Origin of the sequence: Flavobacterium gillisiae (assembly GCF_900107635.1) — a bacterium.
GTDB lineage: Bacteria > Bacteroidota > Bacteroidia > Flavobacteriales > Flavobacteriaceae > Flavobacterium > Flavobacterium gillisiae.
The window spans coordinates 154,710-176,224 of the sequence record NZ_FNRD01000006.1; the positions used below are offsets into that span (position 1 = coordinate 154,710).

Here is a 21,515-nt window from a genome sequence, read left to right on the forward strand (position 1 = left end):
TTAGTTAATATTTATTTGGTTAGTATAATACTCATCATTTGTTCGGCAGACACACTGCCAAAAAGTTCAATCGATTTTTTAGGAGTTGCATCTCCAATTTCATAGGTAATTCCAACTGCATCATGACCATACAGAAACCAGCCTTTAGAGACAGGTTTTGTACTGTTGCCAGCTTCTTCATTCACTTTATAGTTAGGTATATTTTTTTCAAGTGCAGCAAACCAATCTGAAACAAAATTTGGAAGTGTCGTTTCTTTCCTGGTTTTGTTCGTATAAAAAACGTCATGCCAAGTAGAATGGAAATCCAGTCCTAGTATTATTTTGCCAGAGTCTTTTTTACTAGTTTTATCTATAAATGAAACTACTTTTTTTATCTCAGGCTGCTTGTATGATGACCAATCTCTATTTAAATCGACTCCTCCTGCATTATGGCGCCAGTGCCCCATATCTACTCCGTCTGGATTTAAAATAGGAAAAGCTAAAATTCTATAATGATCTAAAAATTCCTTAGACAACCCTGAATCATTTAATATTGTCTTCAAGAAACTTTGGAATGCATAATATCCCGTTACTTCTGGCGGATGTTGTCTTGTTAATAGTATTATGATATCCTTGTTCTTTTTATCTCCTTTATAAATATCCAATACTGGCAAATCTCTCCCTTTGGTAGATTTTCCTACACTTTTTAATTTGACAAAATATTCCTTTCCTTTAACAACATCTGTGTACCACTTTTTAACATCTGATGATGATTCTATAACTTGTGCTGCAACAACAACAGGCTCTTTACTTAAGTTTAATTTAATAGTTACAATACTGTCTTTTTTAAAAATAAACGAAGAATCAAGTATGCTCCAATCATTTCCTATTTTTAACTTAGGGATGTATCGATGATTGTATCCTTCTGGGTATTGAAACTTAAAATAAAAAGTTTTAGGAGTAGTGGACCAGGTGTTAAAAGCATAATACCCACTATTATTTATTGGTGTATTTTCAGGGTTTATTACCACTATTGCCGTACTGTCATTTTCTTTGACAAAACCATTTAAACGCGCTCCATCAAAATCATTACTAGCAAAAACTCCCATATCCTTTAGCTCATAGGTTTGCTTTGTTTGTATTTCTATACGTTTTGTGGTTGTATCAACTGGAGTTTTAAATGCAACTTCCTTTACAGTAGTACATGCGACGAAAGCGATCGGCAGTAAAAAACAAAATAATTGGCGATTGGTTGTTTTCATATTTGGTTAATTCTTTTGGTTAATTCTTAACAGCATCTGTTACATTCCTTTTTTTACAAATTTATTTTCATTCCAAAAACTACAGACTTTGAACTTGGATTCGTAAAATAATCTATTCCCTTACCTACCCCTGTTCCGTATTGATTCACATCTGGGTCAATTCCTTTAATCTTAGTCCATAAAGCTAGGTTCCTCCCCGTTATGGATAAATCAATAGACTCCATCCCTGTCTTTTTTATAAGGTTTCCTCTCAAACTATAACTTAAACTGAGCTCTCTTAAGCGAGTCCAGCTAGCATCTGCCACAGCAAATTCATTAATAACAGACCCTCCAATCCCTCCTCCAAGGGTAGTGTACCAACTCTCATCTAACAATACAGGGCCATTTCCAAAATTTTGAATATTACCTCGTACTGTTGATCCACTAGCGACAGTTACTCCTTTAAAGTTTTTTAAATCTTGCGTAAGTATTACCTCGTTACCCACATCAGCGTGCGCTCCAAAACCATACAATACATATCTTGTACGTTCGGCAATATCATTTCCTTGACTAGTGTCAAACAGCGCGTTTACTGAAAAATTTTTATAATTAATTTGTATTCCTGCGGCAGCTTTCCAATCTGGATTTGGATCGCCAAGAACTTTATCTCCCGTTGTGTCTAATTGCGGAAATCCATTTGCGTCTAAGTCTAGTGAACCATCACTTTTACGCAACGCAGCACTTCCTAACAAAATACCCACTGGCTGTCCTACCACCGCAGCTGATTTAGTAGATGAACCTGGAGTAAAGTCAACTGAAACTACGCCTGCCAAATCAGTTACTTCGCCTTTATTGGTTGAAACATTACCATATACATCTACCGAAAAGTCCTTTTTCTTTAGGAAATTATAATCAAATTCAAATTCAAAACCTTTATTTTGAAGTGAAGCTACATTGCCTAACAAAGTATCATATCCAGAAGACGGATTTAAAGAAATAGGTAGCAGCATATCATCTGTTTTATTAAAATAATAAGTTCCAGAAAGCTTCAATTTATTTCTAAAGAATCTAAAATCTAATCCTGCTTCATATTCCTTCTTTTTTTCAAATTCTAAATATGGATTTCCCTGATCATCATTCAATCTATATCCGCTACCAAAGGCCGTTAAAGAAATTCCATCTGAATACCCTGAATAAGTTGCTGTTTCATAGCCCGTTTCCCAACCATGTGGCTCAGGAGCTAAACCAACTTCTCCATAAGCCAGTCGAAGCTTTGCAAATGAAAGGGGGCTATCAGTATCTAATTGAAGTAACTCACTCCACTTAAAACCAACTTCAACACTTGGATAAATTATTGACTTTACACTAGAAGAAGCATCTTCATAGGTAAGTCCCAAATTTAGATTCAAAACTTCATTATAATCAAAACTCGATTGACCATATAGACGGACATTCCTAATCCTTCTATTTAGCTCTTGCTCATCTTTGACAGAGGCAATTGATGCGTTTTGAAGTCGGCTATTAAAGAGAAAGTCAATGGCTTCAACATATATTTGTTTTCTTTTTCGATCATTAAGGGCACTTCCAACGGTTACTTTTGCCGAGAGTTTTTCTGTTAAATTAAAATTCATCAAGGAAATTAAATCAGCCGATAATTCCGTATTCTTATAAATTTCATTTTGATATCTTCCTCTATTAGCTCCGTCTCCTGAGAACATTGGAAAAAAATACACTCTATCGTCATTATAAGTATCAAGTCCAGATCTTAAGACAAAATTCAACCAAGGAGTAGCCTTAATATTAAAATCAATCGACCCAAAAACCCTACCCACTACTGTTTCACTAATCTGTTCATTAATGGTCCATAATGGATTATTATAAGTTGGATTTTCTGTGTCTCCCATATACCTTCTATAACTCCTGTGCCTTAAAGCTGTTGGGGCCCCCAGGTTATCATAATAGGTTCCAATATAATCGCTAATATCAAAATCAGCCGGATTCCTTAGCAAACCCAAATAAATTCCTGCTGTATTAGACCCTTGTTGAATTCTATTAGAAGAACTATTGATATAGGAAACTTTGGCAGAAGTATCCAACCAATCGTTAAATTTGTAGGTATTACCGAAGGTGATGGTGCTTTTTAAATAATTACTTTGTTTGATTATCCCTTCTTGATCTAAATGCGAAGCACTAAAATAAAAGGTCCCTTTTTCATTACCACCCGATAAATTAAATTTAATATCTTGGGTAATTCCATCTTGAAAAATTTGATCAAAATTACTATCTCGATATACGTTTTTAGAGTTTTTTGTAATTATTGGATAATACAAAGTACCATCTGCTGCTTTAAAATATCTACCTGAAGTATTCACCGTATCATCTCCTCCTACTCTGTCTGCTATTTTATCTCCCCAAGAATTAGCGGCTGTAGGACTATACTTCCCCCCTGAACCTTGACCATAATTAGTTTGCAAAGAATGCCTTCTGTTAATTTTATCAATAGAAACAGTGGAGGTTACTGACGCCTTCAACTTCCCTGCTTTTCCTCGTTTTGTAGTAATTACTACTACTCCACCTAAAGCTTGAGACCCGAATAAAGCCCCAGCAGAAGCCCCTTTAAATATCTGAATCGTTTCAATATCATCAAGATTGATATCATTTAATCTGGACTGTTGCGAAACTCCCGCATCAGCACCACTTGCTATCCCTTCAAGGTTACTATTATTAAGAGGAATACCGTCAACCACAATTAAAGGCGAACTACCGTTGATAGAACTAACGCCCCTAATCTGAATGTTAGAACCCGCACCAGGATCAGCGCTAGTACCCGTAATTGAAAGTCCCGCTGCTTTTCCTGCCAAGCTATTAATTAATGTTGGCTCTTTTGATCGTGAGATATCCTCAACATCAATTACCGAATAAGTTGATGCTATATCATCTCTTTTTTCCTTAAAACCAGACACGTTTACCACTACATCTTCTAAAGCTTGCGTATCCTTAGACAAAATAATATTGAATGTACTTAGCTCTCCAACAGTAACCTCAATAGCTGCATAACCTATGTAGCTCAACTGCATGACAGCTTTATTATTTGCAAGCTCGATAGAAAAATTCCCGTCCAAATCAGATTGCACCCCATTTCTAGTTCCCTTTTCAAGGATATTTGTACCAGGCAAAGCCCCCCCTACTTCATTGGTGACGGTACCATATATATACTTTGTAGCAGGTACAATGAAAGTTCCATTTTTGAGAGGAATAATTAACTTTTCTTTCAATACAATATGCTTCCCAACAATTGTATAAGTTAGAGGCTGATCCTTAAAAATAAGCTGTAGTGCAAGTTCCAAATTTTCATTGTGCAGCGAAAGATCAATCTTTTTTGTTCGCGCTAGGTGCTCCTCGCTATACACAAAACTAAATTTGGTTTGCTTTTCTATTTCTTTAAAAACGGTTAATATCTCGACGTTTTTAAACTTCAGGCTAACCTTTTGCGCCATTCCTTCACTGCAAAAAAGCATAGAGAATATAAACAGTAAGACATAAGTAATTTTCATCTTTAACTCAATTTTATTTTTTTGTACTCATCTCCTAGACTAAGTCTGGAATTTGATTTTACTTGACCACCTTGATTTTGCTAGAAATCAAGGTTTATTGTTCACGAAAAGAAACTCAAAAAGGCATTTTTTTATCTTTATTACTTTTTATTCGCAAGAACTATAATTTTATTTCCTTCAATTTTAAAACGTACTAAATCTGTTAATTCCATCACTTTAAGCAGTTCTGAAACGGGCACCGATCTGGACGATTTCATTACAAAAGAATACTTAATATCGTCTCTATACTCTACATCCACATTATAAAATTTAGAGATTTGCCCCATAATTGTTCTAATATTGGCTCCTTCAAAATGAAATTGTCCGTTTTTCCAAGCCATAACTTCCTCGAGATTTGCGTTTTCTATTAATTTCAAATGATTAGCTCCCAGCACCTGCTGACCTGGTTTAACAATTAAGTGGTCTTTTTCAGTATTACTTTTCTTGCGTTCCACCTTAATACTTCCTTCGATCAAAGTTATTTTGGCCATAGGCTCATCTGAATAAGCATTAATATTGAATTGCGTTCCTAATGCCTGCGTTTCAATTCCGTTTGCCATTACCTTAAATGGCATGGCAGGATTTTTTGCCACATCAAAGAAAACTTCTCCTGTCATCTTTACCTTTCTATCGATACCTACAAACCTTGAAGGATAAGTCAATGAAGACCCCGTATTCAACCAGACTTCCGTTCCATCAGACAGCACCAATTGTACGGGCTTACTCCCCCTTGGCACAAACAAAGTGTTTTCGTTAACAACGCTACTACCATTGTTTTTTGAGTCTTCATAGATTATTTTACCTCCTTCTGTTTTTGTTACCTGAACATCTCCTTCTGCAACTAATTTTCCATTTGAAGCTTCTTCCAAAACAATTTTTGTTCCATCAGCAAGTGTCAAAATTGCTTTATTAGTAGCAGGAGCTTGTATATCTATAGCGAACTCTTTTAGCGGTGTTTGATTGAAATCAGAATTATTCATTATATAGCTCCAATATCCAGAACCTAATGCCACAACAATAATGGCAGCAGCAACCCATTTATACCAAAAATGCTTATTAGATTTGATTTCAACTTCAGAATTTAATGCCGTTACGATAGTATTCCACCCCGCATTTTCCCCAATTGAATACATTTTCCCCAGCTCCCCAGTAACCCATTTTTCATTTGTCAGATTTTCAAATATTTTGGCATTAGCATCTGAAGCTGTAATCCAATTATCCAGAGTACCACGCTCATTGTCATCAAGAGTTCCGTTAAGAAATTTGATAATTAACTCATCTATTTGAGGTTGAATATTTGACATAAACGTAGCGTTGGATTAATATATATAGAGTAACACGAACTCAAAGTATTTTTAACCATCCAAAAAACATGTTTTTTGAAAAAAAATTATTCAAGCCTAAAAATCCAACGAAAAAAAACCAAAAATCGCTACTTAAGTTCAGTGATTTTTGGTTTTATATAACACACAATGACAACTATTTACATCACAACAAGGAAATAAAATTCTTTCCCATAGTGGTATATAAACATGCTGCTTATTATTGTTTTTGATGATTATTGTTTTGAATCCAAGGCAATCAAGGATAACGTCTTCAGAAGCATAGCCATAGAAAATAAATTTTCATGACTCAAAGCCAATCTGATTTTACGCAAGGCTTTTGCTTTTTGATTTAAAACGGTTTGAGTACTTATACCCATTTCTTTAGCAATTTCGGCTGTAGTCTTACCTTCTATATAAATAGATTTGAATATTTGCTGGCATTGATTGGGAAGATTTTCTATTTCGGCATAAATAGATTGCAATACTTTAGCCGATATCACTTCTTGATCTACAAGTAATTCTTCTAAGGGAGACAAAAGAGAGATTTCCTGATGAGATTTATTGTGTCGTTTTTCCTTTCTCAAGAAATCCAAACAAGAATTTTTAGATGCGGTAAATAAAAAAGATCTGATTTCAGAAAGACTTTCAAAATCTTTTCTTTTCTGTAGTAATTTTAAAAATGTTTCAGTAGATATATCTTCTGCTTCCTGTGAATAGTTAATTATTTTTTGATTGAAATAACATAATGGTCGATAATATAGGGTGTACAGTTTGCGAATAGCTTTTTCATTGCCATTCTTAAAATCTTCCAAAAAATGCTTGTCGTTATTATTAGCCAAAATATAATGATCTGTTTTGCTTTTAACTTTTGAAGTAAACTTAAAAAACAAAAATATACAATTTTGTATGCTTCCCCAATTTTTTGTTAAATTACTTTGCTTCGCATAAAAAGGCTAAGTTTATATTCTCGAGATACGTTTTCCTAGATACGCTACTCAAATAAGAATCAAACCTAAAAAGATTCCTAATCAAACCATATTGAATAACTAGGAATCACTTTTTCTATAAATTGGAATTTTAATCGATTGCCATCTCTGGAATTTCACCATCAACGATTAATTGAGCAGCTGTAGCTTTTATAATTTCTTCAACCGAAACTCCAGGCGCTCTTTCTACTAACCTAAAACCATTAGGCGTAACTTCTAAAACAGCTAACTCAGTAACTACCTTTTTTACACAACCAACACCGGTTAATGGCAGCGTACATTTTTTTAGAATTTTAGATTCTCCTGCTTTATTAATGTGCATCATTGCCACGATGATATTTTCAGCAGATGCTACTAAATCCATCGCACCACCCATGCCTTTTACCATCTTTCCTGGAATTTTCCAATTGGCAATATCTCCATTTTCAGACACTTCCATGGCACCCAAAATTGTTAAATCTACTTTTTGAGCCCGAATCATCGTGTTGCAAGTCCATCCTAAATGCCCACTATCAAACTTATGATTGAACCTTTACAAACATCTTTACTACTTCCATTTGTTTTTAAGTCGCAAAAAAATCAATGCTGTTATGTACGCGTCCCCAATTGCCGTGTGTCGGTCACTACTTTGGATCTTGAAAATTCCACATAATTCATCCAAACCTGTATGCTGATCTTCCTGTAGCCCTTTAAATTTTTGATACATCGCATCAGTATCAATACTTCTATTTTTAAGCTTACCCAGCCCCATCCGTTTTAATGCTTCATTTATCATTTTAACATCAAAACTCACATGATGACCCACAAGTACAGCATCCTTTATGAAGCCAAGAAATTGTATCACTGCTTCAGTTTCTATTATTTTTTCTTCCTTCCCTTCTTTTAAAATTCCATGAATAGGCACTGTTTCTTTTTTAAAAATATCTTGACTCAAAAACAACTCTAAATAATCACTTACGCTAATAGTGTTTTCATAAATACCAACAGCACCAATAGACAGAATTACATCTGTTCTATAATCCAAGCCTGTAGTTTCTGTATCAAAAGCCACAATCCGTTGTTCTAAATTCTTTTTTACTTTAGAATCAAAACAGGACAAATAGCTTTGCCAAAATTCAGGATAGACTTTTTCATCTTTTTTAAACCAATTAAATAGCTTCATTTAAGTAAAATAAGTAAGTTGAAATCGAGTTTTGAGAATTTCCTGCACCTCGTGTATCGGCTGAAAAGCATTTTTGAGCTTTACCTTATCCAGCTTTGACAATTTATTTAAGTCTAGATATCGTCCACTGGAATTACTAGCGAAACCTTCTTCGGTTCTAAATTTTTGCAATACAGAGAATGCCTCCGAACAAGCCTCATAAATCGCAGCGTTTTGCGGCTCTAAAGCTGCTAATTCTTTAAATCGTACCAAAGTATTATTAGTCCCGGTAATTTTCTGATTCAAACACAACAATCTGGCCGCATCAATTAAAGGCATTAACCCACGACCTTTAACATCAAAACTATCTTTATATTCGCCGTCTTTCTCTACTAAAAACTGCCTAAAAAAACCTAATGGAGGTGGGCTTTTCATAGCATCTCCTCCTAAGTAAGCAAAGAAGATTTGATTATTATCTATATTTTTAAAAATAGCCTCCGTAATTGCGTCAACCAACGTTTTATCTCCATAAACAAAGTCATAATCAAAAAAAATGGAGCACATTAGAATCCCTTTCTCTCCCGGGCTGTGAATCCAAGTCCCATACTGCTCCTTCCATTCTGTTACTGACTTGCACCATAATGGATTACTCGCCATCATTTCAGCGGGGCAAAATTCGTAGCCTACTACATTTAATACATTCGTCACATTTTCTGCTAATTCTATAAAGTATTTTTTAACCTCATCGTATCGTTCTGCGGCTACATCTTCAAAAACCAAGGCATTATCTTGATCTGTCAATAACAATTGTTCTTTTCTTCCCTGGCTTCCTATATTCAACCATGCAAATGGAACGGGAGGTTGTTCCTTCATTTTTAAAATAGACAACTCGATGGCTCTTTTTGTAATAGCCGTATTAATCTCCCCTACAATCTGACAAATGTGTCCGACAGGAATATTTTCATACAACGCATTCTGAATCAGCTGCGTTAGATTCTCTCTAATCCCTTGAAGTTCTACAGCAGTATTTGCACGTTTTGTTTGTTTCACAAGCACTCCAGGGTTATTAGCCTGAGCGGTAAAAACATCGTGTTCGGAAATAATCCCTATAATTTCTGATGTTGCCGTACCATCTGAAGTCACACACAAATGCCCAATATTATGCTGCATCATTAGCAATTGGACCTCAGCAACAGATCGATTTGCAGGGACAGTAATTACCGGTGTTGACATAATTTGGTCCGCGGTATCGTTGATAGCAAACATTCCCGTAGCAATTTTAGAACGCAAATCTTTGTCGGTAATAATACCAATTGGCAATTGATTCTCTTCAATAACAACACTTCCTATTTTATACTTCACCATCATCTCAGCTATACTTTTTACAGTTACTTTTCTGTTAGCCGTGATCGGGTTTTCAGTATGCGAAATGGGTTTGAAATACTGAATTATAGCATCCTGTTCGTTATAAACAACATTTTCTGAAATCAGTTTTCCCTTATTCTCTTTGTCGTAGGGATTTCGTGTATTAGACGCGAAACTTTCTAATAAAAACTCAGAAACCTCCGGATTCTGAAAAACATAGGTTTTAAAAACAGCAATTGGAATAGCGTAAAGTAAACTTTCCTCGCGAGCCATGGCGTCCATCAAATAGTTATCCTTAGCAAAGAAAGGACGCAACCCTATAATATCACCTTCATCACATTTATCGATCAGGATTTCTTTTTCATCATAAGAAATCGACAAGCCCACTGCTCCGTCTTTCACAATATAAAAAAAAGAATGCGGCTGGTCATTCACATTAAAAAGCACCTGATTTTTTTCCAAATAAACCACCTGACATTCTTTGGAGATGGCAATCAAATCAGGCATACTAAGACTCAAAAAGGGAGGGTGTTTTTGTAAAAAATCGGCTACTCGTTCTGCTATTGAATTTTTCATAAACTGTTTATTGATATCTAAAATTACATAAAATAGACAAGGTTCTAACTATAGACTAATTAAACTCTGAAAAAACCAAGAGTAAATCCCGGTTAAAACTGCTAAAACCTCAACAAATCGCCAACATAAATAAACTTATTATAAATTAAGACCATTTTATTTACATTATTCGTTTACTATAATTGCTAATTTACTATATTTATGCAAATTTTATATATATGGAGCTTTTAGCCTGTCCGAAATGTCAAGGAACCCACATCATAAAAAGCGGTGTAATCAACAACAAACAAAGGTATCTATGTAAAAAATGCAATTATTTTTTTACTGTTAATAAAATCGGAAAAAAGATAGATGATTACTATGTAACAAAAGCATTACAGCTGTACCTAGAAGGATTGAGTTATCGAGAAATCGAGCGTATTATTGGGGTGTCCCATGTTACGGTCAGTAACTGGGTAAAGTCTTTTAATATAAAAAAACCTTCTCATGGTAACTACCATCCTACTTACAAGATTTTTAATCACTTAGAACTAGTAGAATACATCAAAAACAAAGATTTACTATCAGGAGCAGGAATGATAATAACCGAGTTAGGGGATAAGTTTATGCTTATAAAATGGGAACGTTTCAAAGATTAACTATATCTTTTTACACAAATATATACCTTACTTTTTTTTCTTAACAAAAAATTAGACTTTGGCGGTCTAGAAACTAACCATTTCTCTTAACCAAACTAATAATTAATTATGAAAAAAGTTTATTTGATTGCAGCAGTCCTGCTTCTATCCTTAAAAGGCTTTTCACAAGGCTCTCCTGATTATGGAGCCGGAATGAAATTTAACCTTAATGAGGATGGCTCAAAGTATCTTAGAGTGATATCTTGGGCGCAAATTTGGGGACAATACAATTCAGACCGTCCACTTGACGGAAATGGAAATCAACAGGCTGATTTAGATTTTAGCGTAAGAAGAGCACGTGTACTTATGTATGCGCAAATTAACAAAGACTTTTTAATTGTAACTCATTTTGGACTTAATAGTCTAAACGCAGATTCAATGAGTCCTACAGGAAAAGGGGATGGCTCACAATTATTTATGCATGATGTTTGGGCTCAATACAGCCTTGGAAAAGACAATGCTATTGGGGGTGGATTACATTACTGGAACGGAATCTCTCGTTTGAACAACCAAAGTACATTAAACCTGATGACCTTAGACAACCAAAGACAAGCTTGGGCTACTTTAGGTTTATCTGATCAATTTGCCAGACATATTGGGGTATACGCCAAAGGAGCTTTTGGGAAATTTCAATATCGCGTTTCGATGAATGGTGCGGCTACAACAAATTTACAAGCCACTACAGCGCCTACAAACAACGGTCCAGCAACTTATACTGGTAAAAGATTATTAGGCTCAAAAGAAGCAGGAAGAACATACGCTGGTTATTTTGAATATGGCTTTTTAGATTCTGAAAGCAACTTCTTACCTTATAAAGTAGGTACTTATTTAGGAACAAAAAAAGTATTCAATATAGGAGCTGGTTTCTTTTCACATCCTAATGGTTCTGTAATTGCTGATGCAGCTGGGAATTTAAGCGGAGAAAACGTTACTATTTTTGGACTTGATGCATTTTATGATGTCCCAGTAGGAACTCAAGGCGCTGCTCTTACAGCATATGCCTTATATCAAAACAATGATTACGGAAAAGACTACAGACTAGGGACAACTTATGAAACAGGATCAATGGTCCATGGACATCTAGGTTACGTTTTGCCTGGAAAATCAAAAACTCGCTTTCAACCGTATGTGTCTTATGACCAAAGACAAATAGATGCTATAAACGACAATGCTTCTCAAGTAGGTATTGGTGCTAATGCTTTTTTTAGCGGTCATAATTCTAAACTAACTTTAGAATACCAAACTTTAAAATATGGTACAAACAAAGCGGTAAATACAATTACGCTGCAAGCAATGATTTACCTATAATCTATTCACTTTTTAATCACAACTATCATGAGCGATAAACAAGACAACGCAACTGCGTATTGGAAGGAAAACCTAAAATACCTTCTAATCTTATTAAGTATTTGGTTTGCTGTTTCCTACGGGGCAGGAATCCTTTTCAAACAAGCATTAGATTCCTTTAAATTAGGTGGCTTTCCACTTGGTTTCTGGTTCGCACAACAAGGTTCAATTTATGTATTTGTCATACTAATATTTGTTTATGTTCATTTAATGAACAAACTAGACAAAAAATACGGTTACGACGAATAATTTAAAAACTATAAAAAAATAAAACATCATGGATTTACAAACTTGGACCTATATACTTGTTGGAGTAACATTTGCCCTCTATATTGGAATTGCAATCTGGTCGCGTGCGACATCAACTAAAGAATTTTATGTTGCCGGTGGAGAAATTTCGCCATTAGCAAATGGTATGGCTACGGCCGCTGACTGGATGAGTGCCGCTTCCTTTATATCTATGGCTGGAATCATCTCCTTTGATGGATATGACGGAGCCGTTTATTTGATGGGATGGACGGGTGGATATGTATTACTTGCCCTTTTACTTGCCCCTTATCTAAGGAAATTTGGGAAATTTACCGTGCCAGATTTCATTGGAGAACGTTACTATTCTAATAGCGCTAGAACTGTTGCTGTCGTTTGTGCGCTAGTCGTTTCTTTTACCTACGTAGCTGGACAAATGCGCGGTGTAGGTCTCGTATTTTCTAAATTTTTAGAAGTTGACATTAACACTGGAGTTATCATAGGAATGGTAATTGTTTTGTTCTACGCCACTCTAGGAGGAATGAAAGGGATCACATATACCCAAGTAGCACAATATTGTGTCTTAATATTCGCCTTCATGGTTCCTGCTATCTTTATTTCTATACAAATGACAGGTAACCCAGTTCCACAATTAGGAATGGGAGGAAAAGTTTTAGGGACTGATACCTATTTACTTGACAAATTAAACGGTCTTTCTACAGACCTTGGATTTGCAGTATATACTGATGGAACAAAATCAATGATAGATGTATTTGCAATCACATTAGCCTTAATGGTTGGTACTGCTGGATTACCTCACGTTATTGTTCGCTTCTTTACCGTTAAAAGAGTAAAGGATGCTAGAAAATCAGCTGGATATGCCTTGATTTTAATTGCCATATTATATACTACTGCACCGGCAATTTCTGTTTTTGCAAAAACAAACTTAATTGAAACTGTTAACGGAAAAGACTACACTTCAATGCCAGCATGGTTTACTAAATGGGAGAAGACCGGTTTATTAGCTTTTGAAGATAAAAACGGAGATGGTAAAATTCAATATTATAATGACAAGTCTAAAGACGCTGCATTTTTAGCAGCTGAAGAAGCAAAAGGAAATAAAGGTAGCGAGTTAGTTATCGATAAAGACATCATGGTTCTTGCTAATCCTGAAATTGCGAACTTACCTAACTGGGTTATTGCATTAGTTGCAGCTGGAGCATTAGCTGCTGCCTTATCTACTGCTGCTGGTTTATTATTAGTAATTTCAGCTTCTGTATCTCATGATATTATCAAAAAAATGATCAACCCAAATATTTCTGAAAAAGGAGAACTTTGGGCTGCCCGTGGAGCTGCAGCAGTTGCAGTAGTTATTGCAGGTTATTTTGGAATCAATCCTCCAGGTTTTGTCGCCGCAGTTGTAGCGCTTGCTTTTGGATTAGCCGCTGCATCTCTTTTCCCTGCGATTATCCTTGGGATTTTTGATAAGAAAATGAATAAAGAAGGAGCTATATCAGGTATGGTTATCGGACTTTTATTGATGATTTTCTACATGTTGAAATTCAAATTCGGTCTTTTTGATGGTGGACAAGATGCTGTTGCTGGTTTAAAAGAAAGCTGGTGGTTTGGAATTTCCCCTGAAGGTTTTGGAACCATAGCAATGATTGTAAACTTTGTTGTAGCATTTACAGTTAAAAGTTTTACACCTGCGCCTCCACAAGACGTTCAAGATATTGTAGAGCATATTAGAATTCCTTCTGGTGCTGGCGAAGCGACTCATTAAAAATTATTAAATAGGTTATAAAAATTATTTTTAAACTATACAATCTCTACATTTGTTTGTAGAGATTGTATTATTTAACACCATGAAAAAAAGACACGAACAAAAGTTGGTTATCCTTTCAATGCTTTTAATATTAGCATTGAATATTCCGCTATTGCTATTATTCGATAATTCAAAATCTCTTTTTGGATTCCCAATAATCTACGTGTATATCTTTTCGGCATGGTTGTTCTCTATAGCGATATCGTACATAATCATAAAAAAATATTATGAGTAGTATTGGTCTCTTATTGATTTTAACCCTCTATGTATCGATTCTCTTTTACATAGCGCATTGGGCAGAAAAAAGGAGTAATTCTAAATGGACTACGAACCCTTATATCTATTCTTTTTCCTTAGCGGTATACTGTACTGCATGGACTTATTATGGAAGTATTGGTGTTGCTGCACAGTCAGGTTTAAGTTACCTGCCTATCTATTTAGGCCCAATCATCATCATCCCAACTTGGATGATTATCCTTAAGAGAATTATACGCATTTCAAGAGTCAATAAAATATCCAGTATAGCCGATTTTATTTCTTTGCGTTATGGCAATAGCAGATTTCTAGGAGCATTAGTTACCTTAATATGTATTTTTGGGGTTTTACCGTATATTGCCTTACAACTAAAATCCATTTCCGACACTTTTAATATTGTAACCAACACACAGTCGAGTTCCAATATCTTTAGTGATACCACGACTTACGTATGTCTTGCACTGGCTTTATTTGCATCCTATTATGGAACAAAATATGTCGATGCTTCCGAGAAAAGACGCGGAATTGTTACCGCTGTTGCGATGGAATCTATATTAAAACTAATCTTCTTTTTAATCATTGGAATCTATGTAACTTACTTTGTGTTTGATGGCTTTGATGACATCTATGCTAAAGCAGTACTACTTGACAGCTTTGACAAAAAAAATACTATTGGAGGACTTACAGAAGGTATCAATTGGTTTTTTCTCTGTGTTTTGTCCATGTTTGCTATTTTTCTTTTGCCAAGGCAATTTCATACCGCAATTGTTGAGAACAATAAGGAAACACACATTAGAACAGCGATATGGCTTTTCCCATTGTATTTATTACTTTTCAATATTTTCGTATTCCCTATTGCTTGGGGTGGCAACATTCTTTTTGAAGGACAAGGTTTAAATGCAGATACTTATTCGCTATTGATTCCGCAGTTCTTCAACAATAACACCTTGACCGTTTTAGTATTTCTAGGTGGATTTTCGGCAGCCATTTCAATGATTATTGTTTCGTCCATTTCTTTATCCACTATGTTAAGTAATAACTTACTGATTCCTTATGGATTTGTGGGTTCATTAGAAAATACTTCGCAAGAAAAAAACAACAAAAGAATCTTAAACTCTAGAAAAATAGCTATTTTTTCATTGATTATTCTAGCCTATTTCATCTATAGATTTTTTGTTTTAGATTACTCGTTAGTTTCTATAGGTCTAGTTTCATTTGTCGTTATCGCACAATTGGCTCCCGCTTTTTTTGGTGCTTTATTTTGGAAAAGAGGTTCTAAAAAAGGTGCTATAACAGGAATCGTACTTGGTTTCCTTGTCTGTTTTTACACCTTATTGCTTCCATACGCCATTGGAATCACCTCGTCTTCTAGTGCATTCCTTCAAGAAGGACCTTGGGCAATTGAACTATTAAAACCATTCCATCTTTTTGGACTGGATTATTTAGAACCTATACAGAATGCCTTTTTTTGGAGTATGCTGCTAAACACCATGAGCTACCTTGCTGTTTCAGTGAGTTTCAAAGGGAATTACAGAGAGCGCAACTATGCCGAAATGTTTGTGGATATCGATAAATACATTACGAATCACGAGAATGCTTTTGTATGGAAAGGAACCGCATACATCTCTGATATTAAAAAAGTGTTGCAACGTTTCTTAGGTGAGGATCGAACAAAACGCGCCTTGAACATTTTTAACTTGAAATACAATATCGACAAAAATATCACCACTGCAGATGCCCGATTTATAAAATTTGCAGAGAATCTCTTGACCGGTCATATTGGTACGGCTTCCGCCAAAATTTTAATTTCAAGTGTGATTAAAGAAGACAAAATTAGTCTTCCCGAAGTATTGCGTATTCTAGAGGAATCTAAAGAAAATATTATCATCAACAAAAAACTGACTGATACTTCGAATGAGCTAAAGAAAATATCAGATCAGCTAAAACATGCCAATCAGGAATTAATTAAAAAAGATATTCAAAAGGATGAATTTCTGGACACCGTTACACATGAGCTGAGAACACCCATTACTGCGATACGTGCGGCAACTGAAATCCTACATGATGACGATGATGAGATCCCAAATGAATTGAGGAAACAATTTCTAAAAAGTATTATATCAGAATCAGATCGTCTAAATCGTCTGATTGATAAAATTCTGGATTTAGAAAAATTTGAAACAGGTAAACACAAAATTTATCTTTCAAAAAACAACATTTCAAAAACCATAAAAAATACGATCGATTCAGTAAGACAATTAATAAATAACAAAAACATTGCTATTATATTTAATGAAGCGTCAGAAGAAATAAAGGCCTTTTATGATGAGGAAAGAATCATTCAGGTTATTCATAACTTAGTGTCAAACGCGATAAAATTTTGCCCTGAAACTAATGGAGAAATTACAATTACAGTAACTGAAAACAACAAAGATGTAGCAGTCCGCATTCACAATAATGGCAAAGGAATAAAAGTAGAAGAGTTTGAGCCCATCTTTGATAAGTTCTATCAGTCTCGAAATCAAAATGTAAAAAAACCTGTAGGAAGCGGTTTAGGACTTGCCATTTGCAAACAAATTATAGAACACCATAAAGGGAGTATTTGGGTCGAAAGTACAGAAGGAAATGGCGCAACATTTATTTTCACATTACCCAATTACAATACAACTGAAAACCAATAGAGATGAAGAAAATTTTAATTGTAGATGACGAACCCAACATTGTTATGTCTTTGGAATATACATTCAAGAAAAATAATTTTGAAGTTTTCATAGCACGTGACGGACAAGAAGCATTAGAAATTCTAAATAAACAATTCCCAGACGTAATCATCCTCGATGTTATGATGCCTATGGTTGACGGTTTTGCCACATTAGAACAAATAAAAAAAGACGAACGATTGCAACATTGCAAAGTCATTTTCCTATCGGCAAAGAACAAGGAGAAGGACATTGAAAAAGGACTATCATTAGGAGCAAATCTCTATGTAACAAAACCCTTTTCGATAAAAAAACTAGTAGAACAAGTACAGGAATTAATTCAATAATTAAGATATTACTATTATGAATTACAATGATTATTACGCAAAAAGCATTACTCAACCTGAAAATTTCTGGAAGGAGCAAGCAAACACAATCGAATGGTACAATAAACCCGAAATCATCTTATCAGAAGATGAGAACGGCTACCCATTATGGTATAAAGACGGTGAATTAAATGTGTGCTACCTCGCACTTGACAAACATATTCAAGATGGTTATGGCGATCAAGTGGCGATTATCTATGATTCGCCAGTGACCCAAACCATAAAAAAATACACTTTTTCTGAAGTAAAAACTGAAGTAGCAAAACTCGCTGGAGGAATGCAGTCTTTAGGATTAAAGAAAGGACACACTGCTATAATTTACATGCCAATGATTCCTCAAGCTGCTTTTGCAATGTTAGCTTGTGCTAGAATTGGCGTAACTCATTCGGTAGTTTTTGGCGGTTTCGCACCACATGAATTAGCGATTAGAATAGATGATTGCAAACCTAGATTAATAATAACTGCCTCTTCTGGAATAGAAGTGGACCGATTAATCACTTACAAGCCATTGGTAGATGAGGCGATTGAACTGGCTACCCACAGACCAAAAAAAGTAATCGTATTCAACAGAAAATTAGGAGCCCGAGTTCCATTTAAGAAATATGATGTGGATTATGATGCTTTAATTTATGGATCTGAAGAAACGCCATGTGTGCCGGTTAATGCCACTCATCCCTTGTACATTCTGTATACTTCAGGAACAACCGGAAAGCCAAAAGGAGTGGTTCGTGACACAGGTGGCTGCGCAGTCGCATTGAAATTTTCGATGCAAAAAATCTACAACATAAAGGAAGCTGAAGTTTTTTGGGCAGCTTCAGATGTGGGTTGGGTTGTAGGACACAGCTTTATCGTTTACGGGCCTTTAATCAATAGAAACAGCACTATTATTTTTGAAGGAAAACCAATAAAAACGCCAGATGCCAGTACTTTTTGGAGAATTATTGACGAGCATAAAGTAAATGCAATGTTTACGGCACCTACAGCTATTCGCGCTATTAAGTAAGAAGATCCAAATGGCGATTTTATAAAAAAATATGATTTGAGTTCTTTGAAAACACAACTTCTAGCTGGAGAACGTTGTGATGTTCCCACATTAGAATGGTATAACCAACACATTCCTGTTCCAGCAATTGACCATTGGTGGCAAACTGAATCAGGATGGCCTATGATTGCAAATATGATAGGAGTTGAAACTTTAACTATAAAACCTGGTTCTGTAGGTAAAGCAGTTTGTGGCTACGACATTAAAATATTTGATGAAGAAGGAAATGAAGTTGAAGCAAATCAGCAAGGATATGTGGTCGTAAAACTACCTCTACCTCCTGGAACGCTACTTGATTTATGGAATGATAGCCCTAGATTTAAGGCTGGTTACTTAGAACAATTCCCTGGTTACTATTTTTCAGGTGATGGTGGTTATAAAGATGAAGACGATTATATTTACATTACCGGAAGAGTCGATGATGTCATCAATGTTGCGGGTCATCGCCTTTCAACAGCCGAAATGGAAGAAGTAGTCGCCTCACATCCATCGGTAGCAGAATGCGCTGTTATTGGAATTAACGATGCTCTAAAAGGACAAATTCCTTTAGCATTGGTAGTAATCAAATTAAATGATGAAATCGAAAATTTTCAATTAGAACATGAAATCATCAACATCGTACGCCAACAAATAGGAGCTGTGGCTTCCTTGAGAAATGTGGTTATCGTAAATCGTTTACCAAAAACGCGTTCCGGTAAAATTCTTCGGAAACTCATGCGAAGCATCGCAGATGGTGATCAGTTTCAAATCCCATCAACAATCGATGACGAAGCCATTATCGATGAAATCACCGAAGTCTTACAAAAACATGAAATCGGCACTTTTAACAAAAACAACACACTAACTAACTAAATATATCCAACAGATTATGAGTCGCTATAAAATTAACAATCTAGAAGAATACTTTAAAGAATATAAAAAATCAGTCCGTGAGCCAAGAAAGTTCTGGGACAAAATTGCTTCTGAAAACTTCACCTGGTACCAAGAATGGGATAAAGTGGTTGATTTTAATATGGCTGAAGCCGAAATAAAATGGTTTGTCGATGCCAAAGTAAACATTACCAAAAACTGTATTGACAGACATCTTGCAAAAAAAGGAGATAAAACTGCAATTATTTTCGAACCAAATGACCCAAGTGAAGAAGCATTGCATATTTCCTATACTGAATTGCACCAACGCGTTTGTAAAATGGCAAACGTATTGCGCGAACAAGGAATAGAAAAAGGAGATCGCGTTTGTATTTATTTACCAATGATTCCTGAACTAGCTATTACTACTTTGGCCTGTGCTAGAATTGGAGCCATCCATTCTGTTGTTTTTGCTGGGTTTTCAGCATCGGCAGTGGCTACTAGAATAAATGACAGTGATTGTAAAATGGTTATCACTTCAGATGGTGGATATCGCGGAAACAAAACGATTGATTTGAAAGGAATTATCGACGAAGCATTAGTAAATACGCCTTGTGTTGCTAACGTATTGGTGGTAAAAAGAACCAACAGCACTATAAACATGCAAGAAGGACGTGACCAATGGTTACAACCCCTTTTAGATGCTGCTTCAGACAATAATACTGCAGAAATCATGGACGCCGAAGATCCATTGTTTATTCTATACACTTCTGGATCTACCGGAAAACCAAAGGGAATGGTACATACCACAGCCGGTTATATGGTTTATACCGCTTATACTTTTAAAAATGTATTCAATTATGAAGACAACGATATATTCTGGTGTACCGCAGATATTGGTTGGATAACTGGACATTCCTATATTTTATACGGTCCTTTATTGAACGGAGCTACAACAGTAATTTTTGAAGGAGTTCCTTCTTATCCAGACTATAGTCGTTTTTGGGAAGTTATTGTTAAACACAAAGTAACACAGTTCTATACTGCACCAACTGCTATTCGTGCTTTGGCAAAAGAGAGTTTAGATTTCGTACAAAAATACCAACTAGACACTTTAAAAGTAATCGGCTCTGTGGGAGAACCTATAAATGAAGAAGCTTGGCATTGGTACAATGACCACGTGGGCGATAAAAGATGCCCCGTAGTAGATACTTGGTGGCAAACAGAAACAGGAGGTATTATGATTTCGCCTATTCCTTTTGTGACTCCCACTAAACCAACTTATGCCACTTTGCCTTTACCAGGAATCCAACCCGTTTTAATGGATGAAAAAAGAAATGAAATAGAAGGCAATCAAGTAGTAGGTAGTTTATGTATTAAATATCCATGGCCAGGAATTGCTAGAACCATCTGGGGTGACCATAAAAGATATAAAGAAACCTATTTTACTGCCTTTCCAGGCAAATATTTCACCGGCGACGGAGCCTTACGTGATGAAGTAGGCTATTACAGAATTACAGGTCGCGTAGATGACGTTGTTATCGTTTCCGGTCACAATCTGGGAACCGCTCCTATTGAAGATGCCATTAACGAGCATCCAGCAGTTGCTGAAAGCGCCATTGTAGGTTTCCCTCATGACGTAAAAGGAAATGCATTATATGGTTTTGTGATTCTAAAAGAAACAGGAGAATATCGTGACAGAGAAAATCTAAGTAAGGAAATCAACCAACAAGTTTCAAACCAAATTGGGCCCATCGCCAAGCTAGATAAAATTCAATTTGTATCTGGTTTACCTAAAACTCGTTCGGGTAAAATCATGCGTAGAATATTGCGCAAAATAGCGGAAGGTGATTATTCTAACTTTGGAGACACCTCCACTTTATTGAATCCAGAAATTGTGGAAGAAATAAAGAACGGCAAAATTTAAATTTTTTATTAGTTTTAATTTATTGAGAAACTGCTTCATTTATGGAGCAGTTTTTT

At 35.5% G+C, this 21,515-nt stretch carries 13 protein-coding genes and 2 pseudogenes; 8 read left to right on the forward strand and 7 right to left on the reverse strand.

Going from position 1 to position 21,515, the window contains the following annotated elements; all coding sequences use genetic code 11:
• Positions 1 to 11 precede the first annotated feature (11 nt).
• The 7 genes and pseudogenes from BLV35_RS10040 to BLV35_RS10075 form a co-directional block, all read right to left on the reverse strand.
• On the reverse strand, positions 12 to 1,241 hold the full coding sequence (locus BLV35_RS10040) for a M14 family metallopeptidase (RefSeq protein ID WP_091088984.1): 1,230 nt from the start codon (positions 1,239 to 1,241) through the stop codon (positions 12 to 14).
• Between the two features lie 53 nt (positions 1,242 to 1,294).
• Complete coding sequence (locus tag BLV35_RS10045) at positions 1,295 to 4,774, reverse strand: SusC/RagA family TonB-linked outer membrane protein (protein ID WP_091088987.1); 3,480 nt, start codon at positions 4,772 to 4,774, stop codon at positions 1,295 to 1,297.
• A gap of 140 nt (positions 4,775 to 4,914) precedes the next feature.
• Entirely contained in the window at positions 4,915 to 6,117 is a 1,203-nt protein-coding gene (locus tag BLV35_RS10050; protein WP_091088991.1) for a FecR family protein, read from the reverse strand.
• Positions 6,118 to 6,371: 254 nt separating this feature from the next.
• Entirely contained in the window at positions 6,372 to 6,977 is a 606-nt protein-coding gene (locus BLV35_RS10060) for an RNA polymerase sigma factor (RefSeq protein ID WP_176980601.1), read from the reverse strand.
• 238 nt (positions 6,978 to 7,215) lie between these two features.
• Positions 7,216 to 7,620 (reverse strand): annotated as a pseudogene (locus tag BLV35_RS10065) (CoA-transferase); the annotation flags it as partial.
• A gap of 51 nt (positions 7,621 to 7,671) precedes the next feature.
• Entirely contained in the window at positions 7,672 to 8,286 is a 615-nt protein-coding gene (locus BLV35_RS10070; RefSeq protein ID WP_091088999.1) for a 3'-5' exonuclease, read from the reverse strand.
• Positions 8,287 to 10,206 (reverse strand): DUF294 nucleotidyltransferase-like domain-containing protein, encoded by a 1,920-nt coding sequence (locus BLV35_RS10075; RefSeq protein WP_176980602.1) that lies wholly within the window; start codon positions 10,204 to 10,206, stop codon positions 8,287 to 8,289.
• A gap of 218 nt (positions 10,207 to 10,424) precedes the next feature.
• Here BLV35_RS10075 and BLV35_RS10080 point away from each other — a divergent pair, with 218 nt between their 5' ends.
• The 8 genes and pseudogenes from BLV35_RS10080 (at position 10,425) to acs (ending at position 21,459) form a co-directional block, all read left to right on the forward strand.
• On the forward strand, positions 10,425 to 10,844 hold the full coding sequence (locus BLV35_RS10080; RefSeq protein WP_091089002.1) for an IS1/IS1595 family N-terminal zinc-binding domain-containing protein: 420 nt from the start codon (positions 10,425 to 10,427) through the stop codon (positions 10,842 to 10,844).
• A gap of 108 nt (positions 10,845 to 10,952) precedes the next feature.
• Positions 10,953 to 12,191, forward strand: a complete 1,239-nt coding sequence (locus tag BLV35_RS10085; RefSeq protein WP_091089009.1) for a hypothetical protein — start codon at positions 10,953 to 10,955, stop codon at positions 12,189 to 12,191.
• Between the two features lie 27 nt (positions 12,192 to 12,218).
• The gene (locus BLV35_RS10090) at positions 12,219 to 12,479 is read left to right on the forward strand and encodes a DUF4212 domain-containing protein (protein WP_091089014.1); all 261 of its coding nucleotides are present in this window, start codon (positions 12,219 to 12,221) and stop codon (positions 12,477 to 12,479) included.
• Between the two features lie 28 nt (positions 12,480 to 12,507).
• Positions 12,508 to 14,259: a sodium:solute symporter family protein gene (locus tag BLV35_RS10095; protein ID WP_091089017.1), complete on the forward strand. Its 1,752-nt coding sequence runs from the start codon at positions 12,508 to 12,510 to the stop codon at positions 14,257 to 14,259.
• 269 nt (positions 14,260 to 14,528) lie between these two features.
• Positions 14,529 to 17,237 carry a sensor histidine kinase gene (locus tag BLV35_RS10105; RefSeq protein WP_091089021.1) on the forward strand — a complete coding sequence of 903 codons (2,709 nt, stop codon included), beginning with the start codon at positions 14,529 to 14,531 and terminating at the stop codon, positions 17,235 to 17,237.
• 2 nt (positions 17,238 to 17,239) lie between these two features.
• A complete protein-coding gene (locus BLV35_RS10110) occupies positions 17,240 to 17,602 on the forward strand; it encodes a response regulator transcription factor (protein WP_091089024.1) in 363 nt (120 codons plus the stop codon).
• A gap of 16 nt (positions 17,603 to 17,618) precedes the next feature.
• A pseudogene (locus tag BLV35_RS10115) lies at positions 17,619 to 19,535 on the forward strand (acetate--CoA ligase).
• A gap of 16 nt (positions 19,536 to 19,551) precedes the next feature.
• A complete protein-coding gene (acs, locus tag BLV35_RS10120) occupies positions 19,552 to 21,459 on the forward strand; it encodes an acetate--CoA ligase (protein ID WP_091089027.1) in 1,908 nt (635 codons plus the stop codon).
• The last annotated feature ends 56 nt before the right edge of the window (positions 21,460 to 21,515 follow it).